This is a genomic window from Saccharopolyspora sp. 6M (genome assembly GCF_020176775.1).
Lineage (GTDB): Bacteria > Actinomycetota > Actinomycetes > Mycobacteriales > Pseudonocardiaceae > Saccharopolyspora_C > Saccharopolyspora_C gregorii.
Map to the genome: position 1 here is coordinate 14,056 of NZ_JAIUJZ010000057.1, position 12,557 is coordinate 26,612.

Here is a 12,557-nt window from a genome sequence, read left to right on the forward strand (position 1 = left end):
CCGCTCATCGGGGCCGCCGCGGGAACAGGATCGAGCTGGTGCAGGACGCGGCCGCCGACCCGTCCGGTTCGTGCAGGTCCAGCCGGTACTCGACCAGGTCGAACACGCCGGTGCGAGCGCCGCGCTTGCGCCGTGCCGACTCGATCCGGCCCCGCACCGCGTAGGTGGTGCCGACCCGCAGCGGGCGGTGCAGCACGGTGTGCACCTCCCCGGCCATCGGGCCGTCCGACTCGCGGGCGCCGAACCAGCCCCAGAACCGCTCCCAGCTCACCCCCATCGCCGAGGTCGCGGCGAGGAACGCGAACACCGGGCTGCCGGCCCCGTCGTCCGGATCGGCGAGCGCGCAGTCGTTGACCAGCCGCACCCACCACGGCTCCACGGTGAACTCCCCGCCGGGGAACTCGGTGCCGACGAGCTCGGCCAGCGCCGCCTCGTCGGGTACGGCTGAGGTCATGTCCGCTCCTGATCCGCCCAGTAGGGGGCGCGCAGCTCGCGCTTGATCACTTTCCCGGTCGGCGCCTTGGGCAGGCTCGCGACGAAGTCCACCGACTTCGGCTTCTGGTAGGACGGCAGCCGCTGCCGGGCGGCGGCGATGATCTCGGCTTCGGTGGCGGTGGTGCCGGGTTTGAGCACCACGACGGCCTTCACGTTCTCGCCCCACTCCGGATCGGGCACGCCGATGACCGCGCACTCCAGCACCGCGGGGTGGGCCGCGACGGCCTCCTCGACGGCGACGCTGTAGATGTTCTCCCCGCCCGAGATGATCATGTCCTTGGCGCGGTCGACCACGTAGACGTAACGGTCCTCGTCCCAGGTCGCCACATCCCCGGTCCACAACCACCCGTCGCGCAGCGTGCGCGCGGTCAGCTCGGGCCGGTTCCAGTAGCGGGCCATGTTCGCCTCCGAGCGCACCACGATCTGGCCCGGCGTGCGGCCGTCCCGCGGCACCTCGGCACCCGAGTCGTCCAGCACCCGCAGCCGGGCCCCGAAGCCCTCCCGCCCGCAGGAGCGCAACCGGTGCGGGTGGTGCCCGGCGATCGCTGCCGCGTGGTCCTCCTGGGACAGGAACGCCATGCCCGGGCCCTCGGTCTGCCCGTAGCCCTGGATCAGCGAGCACGGGAACGACTCCAGCGCGGCCCGCACCACCGAGGTGGGCATCGGCCCGCCGCCGTACTGGATGTTGCGCAGGCTGCGCAGGTCGTAGCGGTCGAACCCCGGCACCGCGAGCATCCAGTTCAGCATCGTGGTGATGCCGAGGAACGCCGAGACCCGCTCCTGCTCGATGACCCGCAACGCCTGCTCGGCCGCGAAGTCCACCAGCACCAGCGGACAGCCGTGCCGCAGGTAGTTCATCGCCAGCACGATCGGGATGTGGAACATCTGCCCGGTCAGCAGGTACACGTCGCCCGGCACGATCCGCTCGGCGACGGTCTGGTGCACGCCGCCCGCCTCGGCGCTGCGGTGGGTGTGCAGCGCGCCCTTGCTGCGGCCGGTGGTGCCGCCGGTGTGGAGGATGAAGAACGGGTCGTGATCGCCGACGTGCTCGCTACCGGGCGGTTCGGCGGCGGAGGCGGCGGCCAGCAGCTCCTCGTAGCCGCCGTCACCGCCGAACTCCAGCCAGTGCGCCAGGTCGCAGGTCCGCCGCAGCTCCGCGGCCTGCGCGGACCACTCGGCGGCGGTGATCAGCGCCCGCGGCGTCGCGTCCCGCAGCAGCCGGGCCAGCTCCGCGGTGTCGAGCCGCCAGTTCAGCGGTTGCAGCACCAGCCCGGCCCGGCCGCAGGCGAAGTACAGCTCCAGCAGCTCCACCCGGTTCCGGGACAGCGCCGCCACCCGGTCGCCGCGGCGCAACCCGAGCCCGAGCAGTCCGTTGGCGAGCCGCCGCACCCGCTCGTCCAGCTCAGCCCAGCGCACCCGCCGTCCGGTCGGCACGTCGTGCACGGCGAGCGCGCGCGGCGCCAGCGCCGCCCACTTCGCCGGGATGAGGCCCTGGTTGAGCGTCACGAGAACGGCAGGTCCAGCTCGACCCGCAGGTTGCTGATCCGCCAGCCCCCGGCTCCGTCCGGCGCTCCGCGCAGCTCGGCGAGGTAGCGGCCGGTGGTGACCGCGCGCAGCGCGCCGTCCGCCACCGCGAACAGGGTCAGGTAGTTGCGCGCCCGTGCCCGGTCACCGGCGTGCTCCAGCACCAGGTTGCTCAGCACGTGCCTGCGCCGGTCCCGCTGCGAACGCGCCGTCCCCCGGACCAGCTCGACGATGGCGTCGCGGCCGCGGACCGGGCCCGTCACCGCGCCGTCCGCCACGTGCACCGACAGCTCGGCGTCGGCGGTGAAGCAGTCCGCGAGCAGCTCCAGATCGCCCTCGTCGTAGCCGAGCGCGTAGCGCGCCAGCACGTCCTCGACGGCGGAGCGGACCGCCGCGCTCACCGGACGCCGACCCCGGCGTCGACGGGGAACGCCGCGCCGGTCACGAACCGCGCCTCGTCGCCCGCGAGGAACGCGACCGCGTCGCTGACGTCGGACTCGCGCACCCACGGCGTCGGCAGCACGTGCATCGCCCGCATCGCCGGTTCCGCGTTCTCCAGCGTCGGTTCCGCGCCGGGCGGGCTGAACATCCCGTAGAAGGTCGGGTGCTGGATCATCGGCGTGCTCACGTTCGTCGGGTGGATCGTGTTGACCCGGATGCCGTGCTCGCCGAGCTCACCGGCGAGGCTCTGCATCAACCCGACCACGCCCTGCTTGGCGGCCGAATAGTGCGCCAGCCCGCCGCGGCCCTTCAACCCGGCGACCGAGGAGATGAGCAGCAGGCAGCCGCCGTCGCCCTGCTCGATCATCGTCGGGATCGCGGCCTTCGCAGTGTGGAAGACCCCGGTGAGGTTCACGTCGATCATGTCCTGCCACTGCTCGGCGGTCAGCTCCCAGCTGCGGCCGAAGGAGACGATGCCCGCGTTGGCGATGACGACGTCGACCCTGCCGAGCTCGGCCACGCCCGAGTCGAACGCGGCCTGCAGCCCGTCGAAGTCGCGCACGTCGGCGATCCGGGCCACCGCGCGCCTGCCCAGTTCCTCGACGCGGCGGGCGGTCTCGGCCAGGTCGTGCTCGGTGGGCATCGAGTAGACCGGCGCGACCGAGTCGATCTCGGCGCACCGGTCGACGGCGATGACGTCGGCGCCCTCGGCGGCCAGCCGCAGCGCGTGAGAACGTCCCTGCCCCCGTGCCGCCCCGGTGATGAACGCGACCTTGCCGGCCATCCGATCGGCCATCCGTCCGCCCTTCTTCGCGCGCCCCGCGGTGCGCGTGCTGCCGGGAGCCCGCGGCCCCGGTCCGGAGCCCCGGCTCCGTAGCGGAGTATGGCCGTGCCGATCTTGCTGTCAAGGCACCGGAAACCGCTCCTGAACAGCCCCCGCGGCCCGCGCCGGACCGGTCGCCGGGGCCGTTCGCTGCGCAGTTGCGGCGATCGCGCACGGTGTTGCAGGCATCACCGCGCGTGCCCGGGAGTCGCGAATTCACGCGTTCGGCGCAGGACAGCCCCGCCGCGCTCGTCACCCGTTCGGCGGGAGACCGGGCGGGAAGACGGCGACGCGGGCCGCCCCCGAGGGGACGACCCGCGTCGATCGAGCTCCGCGCCGGTCAGGCGGTGACGTGCGTGCCGTCCCGGACGGTGCCCACGTACTCCTCCACCAGGTCCTCCAACGCGACCACGCCGTGCGAGGCGCCGTCCGAATCGACCGCGACCGCCAGGTGGCTGCGCGCCCGCCGCAGCGAGGTCAGCGCCTGGTCCAGCCGGGCCGTCACCGGAACCGACGGCAACCTGCGGATGCGGGTGGACGCGATCGGGGTGGACGGTTCGCCGCCGGCCTGGTCCAGCACGTCCTTCACGTGCAGGTAGCCGAGCAGCTCGCCGGAGTCCGCGCGCACCGGGAAGCGGGAGAACCCGGTGCTGGAGACCGCGTGCTCCACGTCGCCCAGCGTCGGCGCGCCGGGCAGGCTGGTCACCTGGTCCAGCGGCACCAGCACGTCGGCGACGGTGTGCTCCACCGACGACAGCGTCTGCGCGAGCCTGCGGTGCTCGGACTGCTCCAGCAGGCCCTCCCGCCGCGACTCCACCAGCAGCTCGGCCAGCTCGGAGGACGTGTACGCCGTGTCCAGCTCGTCCTTCGGCTCCACCTTCAGCGCCTTGAGCACGCCGTTCGCCATCATGTTGAACAGCGCGATCAGCGGCCGCGCCAGCTTCACGAACGCCACCAGCGCGGGCACCAGCCACAGCGCGAGCCGCTCCGGGTCCGCCAGCGCCAGGTTCTTCGGCACCATCTCGCCGATCAGCACGTGCAGCACCACCACGATCGCCAGCGCGATCGTGAAGCCCAGCGCGTGCACCACGGGCGCGGGCACCGAGAACGGCTGGATGAGCAGCTCCAGCCGGTGCGCCACGGCCGGTTCGCCGAGCCGGCCCAGGCCCAGCGAGCACAGCGTGATGCCCAGCTGGGCGCTGGTGAGCATCAGCGAACCCTCCTGGCTCGCCTTGATCACGGTGCGGGCCCGGCTCACGCCCTGGTCCAGCAGCGCCTCCAGCCGGTCCCGGCGGGAGGACAGCAGCGAGAACTCCGCGCCCACGAAGAACGCGTTGAGCAGCAGCAGCAGGACGCCGAGCAGGATCGCCACGGTGTCGCTCATCGGGTTCCCCCAGAGGTGCCGGTGGAGTCGGCCGGGCGGTGCGCCCGGGTCAGGCGCAGCTCGGCTATGCGGTGGCGGTCCATGCTCGCGACGGTGAGCCGCCACGGGCCCACCTCGACCTGGTCGCCGTAGGCCGGGATGCGGCCCAGCCGCGCCAGCACCAGACCGGCGACGGTCTCGTACTCGCCCTCGGGCATCTCGAAGCCGGTGGCCTCCTCGATCTCGTCGGCGCGCAGCAGCCCGGAGACGATCCAGGTGCCTTCGGTCAGCGGGCGCACCGCGGCGGTCTCCCGCCGGTCGTGCTCGTCGCGGACGTCACCGATGATCTCCTCGACCACGTCCTCCAAGCTCACCAGGCCCGCGGTGCCGCCGTACTCGTCGACGACCAGGGCCAGCTGCAGCCCGGAACCGCGCAGCCGGTTCAGCAGCGAATCGCCGTCCAGCGTCTCCGGCACCGTCGGCACCGGGCGGGCCAGCGACCCGACCCGGGTGCTGTCGCGCTGGTCGGCGGGCACGCCGAACGCCTGCTTCACGTGCACGACGCCCTGCACGCCGTCCAGGTCGTGGTCGTGCACCGGGAACCGGGAGAACCCGGTGCGCCGGGCCAGCGTCAGCAGGTCCAGCACCGACGCGTCCGAGGACAGCGACTCGACCTTCACCCGCGGCGTCATCAGCTCGTCCGCGGAGCGGTCGCCGAAGCGCAGCGAGCGGTCCATCAGGACCGCGGTGGACTCGTCGAGCGTGCCGTGCTCGGCGCTGGAGCGGACGATCGAGCCGAGCTCGTCTGGGGAGCGCGCCGAACGCAGCTCCTCCTGCGGCTCGATGCCGAAGCGGCGCACCGCCCAGTTCGCGCTGTTGTTCATGCTGTCGATCAACCAGCGGAACACCTGCGAGAAGCGGGAGTGGTAGCCGGAGACGGCGCGGGCGGTCGGCAGCGGGCGCGCGATGGCCAGGTTCTTCGGCACCATCTCGCCGAACACCATCGACAGCGTGGTGGCCAGCAGGATCGCCACCACCAGCGAGATCGGCGCCGCCACCGCGTTCGGCAGGCCGACGGCCAGGAACGCCGGGCGCAGCAGCTCACCGATCAGCGGTTCGGCCACGTAACCCGTGATCAGGGTGGTCAGGGTGATGGCGACCTGCGCGCCGGAGAGCTGGAACGAGAGGGTGCGGTGCGCGCGCTGCACCGCTTTCGCCCGGCGGTCGCCGACCTGGCTGACGTGGGCGTCGACGGTGCTGCGTTCCAGCGAGGTCAGGGAGAATTCCGCGGCCACGGCGAGCGCGGTGCCCAAGGTGAGCACGGCGACGAACAGGAGTCCGAGGACGGAGAGCACGATGGCCATCAGCGATCACCTCGCCGCAGGCCGGTAGTGAGCGGAAAGCCGGGACCACATCCCGGCTCGGTACTTCCTTCAGGGGACTGTGCCGTGGGCACCGAACGTGTCACTCCTCGGGAGGAAATCGGAAATAAGCGACCCGAGTATATCCCGATCGGAGCACCGGAACCGCGCATCGTGACTCCGGCGACGCGCGGAGGGGTGGCGGAGCCGGGCGGTGCGACGGCGCCGCCACCCGCGGTCACGCCGCCGCGTCCGCCGCCGCGACCTGTCGGAGGGACGCGGCGGGAAGGGCCGCGGGGAGCGGTGGATGCGGTGGGTTGCGTCCGATCGGCGGTAGCGCGACCGCGCCGAGTGCTCGCGGAACAGCGCTGCGTACGCCGCTGCGGATGATCACCCCACCGATTTTCACCGTATTTCCAGGTTGCGGTTCACACCATTTGGGCAAGGCGTAACCTCTGCGCAGTTCCGCACGCGGCCACCCGCCGCATCCAGCACCAGAGAGGTCGTGATCGTGAGTACCCCCACGGTTGCGGACGCGCCGCAGCAGGGCTTCTTCGGCCAGCCACGGGCACTGTCCACGCTGTTCTTCACCGAGATGTGGGAGCGGTTCTCCTACTACGGGATGCGCGGGATCCTCGCGCTCTACCTGTACACGGCCGTGCAGGACGGTGGTCTCGGGCTCCCGGAGACCACCGCCACCTCGCTCGTCTCCGCCTACGGCGCCTCGGTGTACCTGACCGGTGTCGCGGGTGGCTGGATCGCCGACCGGATCTTCGGTGCTCGCCGCGCCGTGTTCTGGGGCGGCGTCCTGATCATGTTCGGGCACATCGCGATGGCGGTGCCCGGCGGGCTGGCCACCACCGGCATCGGCATCGTGCTGATCATCGCCGGTACCGGCTTGCTCAAGCCGAACGTCTCGAAGATGGTCGGCGACCTCTACGCGCAGCAGGACAAGCGCCGCGACGCCGGTTTCTCGATCTTCTACATGGGGATCAACCTCGGCGGGTTCGCCGGGCCGCTGATCGCCGGGTTCCTCCAGTCCGAGATCGGCTTCCACTGGGGCTTCGGCGCCGCCGCGGTCGGCATGGCGCTGGGCCTGGTGCAGTACGTGCTGGGCAGGCGCAACCTCTCCAGCGTCAGCGAGGTGCCCGGCAACCCGCTGCCCGCCGAGCACAAGGGCGCCGTGCTGGGCCGGGCCGGCGGTATCGCCGCGGTGTTCGTGATCGGGCTGGTGGCGCTGGTCGGCACCGGGGTCATCGGCCTCGCCGGCCTGGTCAACGTGGTCACGGTGATCTCGGCCGTGCTGCCGATCGCCTACTTCGCGGTGATGCTCAGCAGCAAGCAGATCAACAAGGTGGAGCGGGAGCGGCTCGTCGCCTACATCCCGCTGTTCCTGGCGACCGCGCTGTTCTTCATGCTCTTCGAGCAGCAGGCCAGCACCCTGGTGATCGTCACCGACATGCAGACCACCCACGAGGTGTTCGGCTGGGAGTTCCCGGTCAGCTGGTTCCAGTCGATCAACTCGCTGGCGATCATCGTCCTGGCACCGGTGTTCGCCGCGCTGTGGCTGAAGTTGGGCGACCGGCAGCCGAGCACGCCGATCAAGTTCGTCGGCGGTCTGGTGTTCGTCGGGCTGGGCTTCCTGTGGGTCGTGGTGTCCGGGTTCATCACCGACTCCAGCGGCAAGCAGCTGGCGCTGGTGGTGGCGCTGGTGTTCGTCATCCTCACCATCGGTGAGCTGATGATCTCGCCGGTGGGCCTGTCGGTGACCACGAAGCTGGCGCCGCCGGTGTTCTCCTCGCAGACGATGGGCCTGTACTTCCTGGCCCCGGCGCTCGGGCAGGGCATCGGTGCGCAGGTGGTGAAGCTCTACGACCCGGCGAACCAGACGCTGTACTTCGGCGTGATCGGGTTGGCGACCATCGCCTGCGGCGGGCTGCTCGCGCTGGGCGCGCCGAAGATCAAGAAGTTGATGCACGGGGTTCCGTGATCGAGTTCCTCGGCGGCGGGCGGTCCGGTTCGGGTCGCCCGCCGCGTCATGCCGGGGCCCGTTCCGGGGTGCTGCCGAGCCCGGTCTCCTCGGCGAGGTCGTCCAGCAGCCCCCGCAGCCGGTCCAGGGTGGCGAGCGTGCGGTGCAGCGACGTCGGGTCCTGCGGCAGCGACTCGGCCAGGTCGCGCAGGTCGTCGGCCCAGGACTGCGCGGACTCGCGGGCCTCCCGGAGGCCCTGGGTGGCCTCCGCGGTCATCGACGCCGCCGTCTCGGCCATCGCCCACAGCAGCTCGGCCAGCCGGTCCCGGGTGTCCTCGTCGAGCATGTCCACGGTCGGCGGCAGCACCGCCGCCAGGTTGCGGGTGGCGTAGGCGCAGCCGGTGAGCACCGTGAGGGACCGGTCCAGCGCGCTGCGCCGCGACGGCATCCGGTAGGCCACCAGCGGCCGGGCGCTGGAGAGCGCGCTGTGCAGCGCGTCGTCGACCTCCCGGACAGCTTCGCGCAGGCCGTCGCCGCAGTCGCCCGCGCCGACCGCGGTGCCGGTGGAGCGCAGCAGGTCCCGCAGCCGCAGCAGGAAGTCCTCGGTGTTGTCCCGCAGCAGCCGCCGGGTGCGGGTGGGCAGCACCACGGTCGCCGCCAGCACGCCCGCGCTCGCACCGATCGCGGTCTCGGCCAGGCGCACGCCCAGCACGTTCACGTCGAACGTGCCCAGCACGCCGTAGAGCGCCCCGAGCATCGTGGTGATGAAGAACGTCATCCCGGCGTAGGACACCCCCGCCAGGTAGAACGCGGCGAACACGCAGCACAGGATCATCAGCAGCTCCGCCGTGGCGTCACCGGTGATGCGGGAGGCGACCAGCACCCCGGCCACCACCCCGAGCATGGTGCCCGCGGTGCGCTGCCAGGCGCGCACCAGCAGTTCGCCGCGGCTGTTGGCGCTGATGAACACCACGAACGCCGTGATCACCGCCCAGTACCAGCGGTTCGGCGAGACCAGCTGGCCGAGCACGATCGCCATCGCCGCGGCGCAGGTGACCTGCACGGCGGCGCGCAGCTCGGGACGGCGCAGCCCGGTCTCCTCGCGGTCGGTCCGGTCCTCGTCGGGTTCGCGCTCGTCGCCGGAGCGCTGCCCGGTGCCCTCGTCATCGGTGTCGTCGGTGCGCGGCCCGACGCGGCCGAGGTCTCCGTACGCGGTGGTGAGCTCGGCGAGCGCGGCGCCGAGCCTGCGGATCGCCATCGCCAGCTCCACTGAACCGTCCCGCCGCCGCGGCCGGGACGCGCCGTCGTCCGGCTGCCCGGCGGCGCGCACCCCGTCGCGTTCGATGCGGTCGGCGAGCGAACGCGCTGCCGCCCGCACCTCGGAGGCGTCGCTGCGCACCACGGCCAGCAGGCCGGCCACCGCCTGCGGCACCGCCGTCCCGCCGCTGGGGTGGTCGAGCACCCGCATCAGCGGGTTCAGCAGGTTCTCCGCGGTCAGCTCGACGCTGAGGATGCGTCGCCGCAGCAGTTCCCGGCCCGCCTCGTCCAGCCCGTCGAGCTCGGCGACGGTGCCCTCCAGCATCCGGGCGGTCTCGTTGAGCCGCACCGAGCGGTGCCGCAGCCGCTTGCGGTGCCGCTCGGCCTCCGGCTGCTGGGCCAGCGCGCGCACCTCGTGCAGCAGGCCCTGCACCTGGGCGCGCAGCGTGCGCCGCCCCCGCTCCAGCACGCCGCGCGGGTCGTCGCGCAGCACCACGAACCGCAGGAGGAACGCGCTGCCCGCCCCGCACACCGCGGCCCACAGCAGGTCCGGCAGCTGCGGCAGCTGCGGGCGCAGGAACATCGCGAAGAAGTACCCCATGAACGCGACCATCCCGAACGCGAAGTACCGCGGGCCGAACCGCCGGATGTAGGTCGCCGCGAACACCACGGGGAGGAACAGCGCCACGTGCAGCACCGGCGCGCTCGCCGTGGCGGTGGCCAGGGTCAGCGAGAGCGCGGCGGGCACCGGCATCAGCAGCGTGGTGCGGCGGCGCTCCCGGTCGGTGGGGTCGTTCACCGCGGTGATCGAGTTGATCGCCACCACCGCGGCGACCATTCCGCTGGTCACCGGGCGGTGCAGCAGCACCAGCACGCCCATCGCGGCGCCGATCGCGCAGGCCGTGGCCAGCGTGACGCGGGTGGCGTTGCGCAGCCGGCGCAGCGCCGGGTCGGACGCGAGGAAGCGGTTCCACCACTCGCTGACCACGTGCGCTCGCTCCTTCCCGCCGCTCGCCGCGGCCGCCGCCGCGACCCTACGCCGCGCGTCCCCCGGACGGGCGGGGCGCGCCGGGCCGGCGGGGGAGCGGTCAGGCGCGGCGGTGGCGGCGCACGCTCTCCTCGACGACGTCGAGCACGGGGCCCAGGTCGTCGGCGGGCAGTCCCATCGCCAGGTGCGAGACGAGTCCTTCGAGGACCAGTTCGAGGTAGGCGGTGAGCACGTCCACGTCCACGTCGTCGCGCAGGTTCCCACCGTCGCGCTGCCACTGCAGGCGGGCCTTGGTGGCGGCGGTGAGCTGTTCGGAGCGCTGCGCCCAGCGGGCCCGGAACTCGGCGTCGGTGCGCAGCCGCCGGGACACCTCCAGCCGGGTGCCCAGCCACTCGGCCTCCGGTTCGCTGCCGCCGCCGGGGGTGCGGTCGGCGAGCAGGTCGCGCATCACCTGCACCAGGCCCTGCTCGGCGACCACGTCGGCCATCCGGGCGGCGTCGTCCTCGGCGAGCGCCAGGAACAGGGATTCCTTGTCCTTGAAGTGGTGGAAGATCGCGCCGCGGGACAGCCCGGTGGCCTCTTCGAGCCTGCGGACGGTGGCGCCTTCGTAGCCGTTGCGGGCGAAGCAGCTGCGGGCACCGTCGAGGATCTGGCGGCGCCTGGCCTGGAGGTGATCCTGACTGACCCTGGGCATGGGTTGATCGTCCCAGCTCCGTCGCGCCGCATGCAATCCGTACGTACGTATTGTTGGCAACCGTCCACCTGTTGGGGAATTATCGCGCAGAGGCACTGGACTTTTCCGCACACCTGCGCACCGAATTCGACCCGCCCGCGCACTTCGCCCGATTCCGGGCGTTCCCGCCGGCTCCGGTCGGGCAGGCACCGCGCCCGGACGGTCCCGGCGGCCCCGCGACGGGCCCCGGTGACGCCGGTGCCCCATCCAGGTGGTGATGATCCGCATGACCGCTTCGATCGATTCCCCCACGGCGGCGCACCCGCCCGCCGAGGTCCCCAGCTCCCGCATCCGCACCCGCGCCGAGGCGGAGGCCTACGTGGCCTCGGTCTGCTTCAAGCACGGCCCTCCCCGGCTGCTCGGCGTCGAACTCGAATGGACCGTCCACCACGCGGCCGACCCGCGACGACCGCTCGATGCCGAGGCGCTGATCGCCGCGCTCGGCCCGCACGCCCCGCGCTCCCTGGTCCCGGACAGCCCGCAGCGCCCGCTGCCGAACGGCTCCGCGCTCACCGTCGAACCCGGTGGCCAGGTCGAGGTCTCCAGCCTGCCGTCCCCTTCGCTGCGCACCCTGCTCGACTCCACCGCCGCCGACGCCGCGCACGTCCGGAGCCGGCTCGCCGACGGCGGACTGCTGCTCGGCGAGCGCGGCACCGACCCGTGGCGCGTCCCGCACCGGCTGCTCGACGTCCCGCGCTACGCGGCGATGGAGTGCGCGTTCGACCGCATCGGCATCGGCGGCCGCCTCATGATGTGCAGCACCGCCGGGGTGCAGGTGTGCCTGGACGCCGGTGAACCGCACCGGATCGCGGCGCGCTGGGCGGCGCTGCACGCGCTCGGGCCGGTGTTCATCGCCGCGTTCGCGAACTCCCCGCAGCTGTTCGGCGACCCCACCGGCTGGGCGTCGGTGCGCACCCGCTCGCTGCTGCGTACCGACATCCCGCGGATGCGGCCCGGACCGGCGACGGCCGACCCTGCCGCGGACTGGGCGCGCCGGGTGCTGGACACCGCGCTGCTGTGCCTGCGCCGGGACGGCACCGACTGGCGGGCGCCCGGCGGGGTGACCTTCGCCGAGTGGATCTGCGGCGCGCTGCCGTGGCCACCGACCTTCGACGACCTCGACTACCACCTGAGCACCCTGTTCCCCCCGGTGCGCCCGCGCGGGTACTTCGAGGTCCGCTACCTGGACGCGCAGCACGGCGACGACTGGATGCTGCCCACCGCCGCGCTCGTCGCCCTGTTCGCCGACGAGTCCACCGTGGACCGGGTGCTGGAACTCGCCGTCCCCGCCGGCGGCCGCTGGGTCGACGCCGCTCGGCACGGCCTCGCCGACCCGGCGCTGGCCCGCACCGCGGCGGCCGTGCTGGAGCTGGCCTGCGGCGAGCTCGACCGGCTGGACGAGACCCCGGAACTGGTGGAGCCGCTCGCCGACGTGGTGCCCCGGCGGCTCACCGAAGCCCGCTGATCGGCGCGCAGTCGTCCCGCGCGCCGCGGCGGCGGCCCGGCGCGCCCGTTCCCGCGATCATGGAGGTGACCCGGTGACCACCAGGTCCCAGGCAGGTACCGAATCCCAGGACGCCCCGCGGCCCGGCCGCGGTGACCT

10 protein-coding genes are annotated in these 12,557 nt (G+C 72.9%); 2 read left to right on the forward strand and 8 right to left on the reverse strand.

Annotated features, from left to right (window positions below; translation table 11 throughout):
• Positions 1–4: 4 nt before the first annotated feature.
• From LCD31_RS09580 to LCD31_RS09605, 6 genes are all read right to left on the reverse strand, one after another.
• Positions 5–454 (reverse strand): hypothetical protein, encoded by a 450-nt coding sequence (locus LCD31_RS09580; RefSeq protein WP_224957392.1) that lies wholly within the window; start codon positions 452–454, stop codon positions 5–7.
• On the reverse strand, positions 451–2,001 hold the full coding sequence (locus LCD31_RS09585) for an AMP-binding protein (protein ID WP_224957394.1): 1,551 nt from the start codon (positions 1,999–2,001) through the stop codon (positions 451–453). Before LCD31_RS09585 ends, LCD31_RS09580 begins: the two co-directional genes overlap by 4 nt.
• A complete protein-coding gene (locus tag LCD31_RS09590) occupies positions 1,998–2,420 on the reverse strand; it encodes a nuclear transport factor 2 family protein (RefSeq protein WP_224957396.1) in 423 nt (140 codons plus the stop codon). The genes LCD31_RS09585 and LCD31_RS09590 overlap by 4 nt, the downstream gene beginning before the upstream one ends.
• On the reverse strand, positions 2,417–3,256 hold the full coding sequence (locus LCD31_RS09595; protein ID WP_224957399.1) for a mycofactocin-coupled SDR family oxidoreductase: 840 nt from the start codon (positions 3,254–3,256) through the stop codon (positions 2,417–2,419). The genes LCD31_RS09590 and LCD31_RS09595 overlap by 4 nt, the downstream gene beginning before the upstream one ends.
• Before the next feature lie 367 nt (positions 3,257–3,623).
• On the reverse strand, positions 3,624–4,667 hold the full coding sequence (locus LCD31_RS09600; RefSeq protein WP_224957401.1) for a hemolysin family protein: 1,044 nt from the start codon (positions 4,665–4,667) through the stop codon (positions 3,624–3,626).
• On the reverse strand, positions 4,664–6,010 hold the full coding sequence (locus tag LCD31_RS09605; RefSeq protein WP_224957403.1) for a hemolysin family protein: 1,347 nt from the start codon (positions 6,008–6,010) through the stop codon (positions 4,664–4,666). The genes LCD31_RS09600 and LCD31_RS09605 overlap by 4 nt, the downstream gene beginning before the upstream one ends.
• Before the next feature lie 508 nt (positions 6,011–6,518).
• Between LCD31_RS09605 and LCD31_RS09610 the strand changes: the two genes are divergently transcribed.
• A complete protein-coding gene (locus tag LCD31_RS09610; RefSeq protein WP_308011277.1) occupies positions 6,519–7,997 on the forward strand; it encodes a peptide MFS transporter in 1,479 nt (492 codons plus the stop codon).
• 46 nt (positions 7,998–8,043) lie between these two features.
• Here the strand turns inward: LCD31_RS09610 and LCD31_RS09615 are convergent, their stop codons facing one another.
• Both LCD31_RS09615 and LCD31_RS09620 read right to left on the reverse strand, forming a co-directional pair.
• Positions 8,044–10,221, reverse strand: coding sequence for an FUSC family protein (locus tag LCD31_RS09615; protein WP_224957404.1), 2,178 nt, complete (start codon positions 10,219–10,221; stop codon positions 8,044–8,046).
• Positions 10,222–10,321: 100 nt separating this feature from the next.
• The gene (locus tag LCD31_RS09620) at positions 10,322–10,915 is read right to left on the reverse strand and encodes a TetR/AcrR family transcriptional regulator (protein ID WP_224957405.1); all 594 of its coding nucleotides are present in this window, start codon (positions 10,913–10,915) and stop codon (positions 10,322–10,324) included.
• A 256-nt stretch (positions 10,916–11,171) separates the two neighbouring features.
• Between LCD31_RS09620 and egtA the strand changes: the two genes are divergently transcribed.
• Positions 11,172–12,419, forward strand: a complete 1,248-nt coding sequence (egtA, locus tag LCD31_RS09625; RefSeq protein WP_374201647.1) for an ergothioneine biosynthesis glutamate--cysteine ligase EgtA — start codon at positions 11,172–11,174, stop codon at positions 12,417–12,419.
• Positions 12,420–12,557: the final 138 nt, after the last annotated feature.

Coding starts and splice junctions, on each gene's coding strand:
- LCD31_RS09580 (WP_224957392.1), bottom strand. CDS start 454: ATGACCTCAGCCGTACCCGACGAGGCGGCGCTGGCCGAGCTCGTCGGC.
- LCD31_RS09595 (WP_224957399.1), bottom strand. CDS start 3,256: ATGGCCGATCGGATGGCCGGCAAGGTCGCGTTCATCACCGGGGCGGCA.
- LCD31_RS09600 (WP_224957401.1), bottom strand. CDS start 4,667: ATGAGCGACACCGTGGCGATCCTGCTCGGCGTCCTGCTGCTGCTGCTC.
- LCD31_RS09605 (WP_224957403.1), bottom strand. CDS start 6,010: ATGGCCATCGTGCTCTCCGTCCTCGGACTCCTGTTCGTCGCCGTGCTC.
- LCD31_RS09620 (WP_224957405.1), bottom strand. CDS start 10,915: ATGCCCAGGGTCAGTCAGGATCACCTCCAGGCCAGGCGCCGCCAGATC.
- egtA (WP_374201647.1), top strand. CDS start 11,172: ATGATCCGCATGACCGCTTCGATCGATTCCCCCACGGCGGCGCACCCG.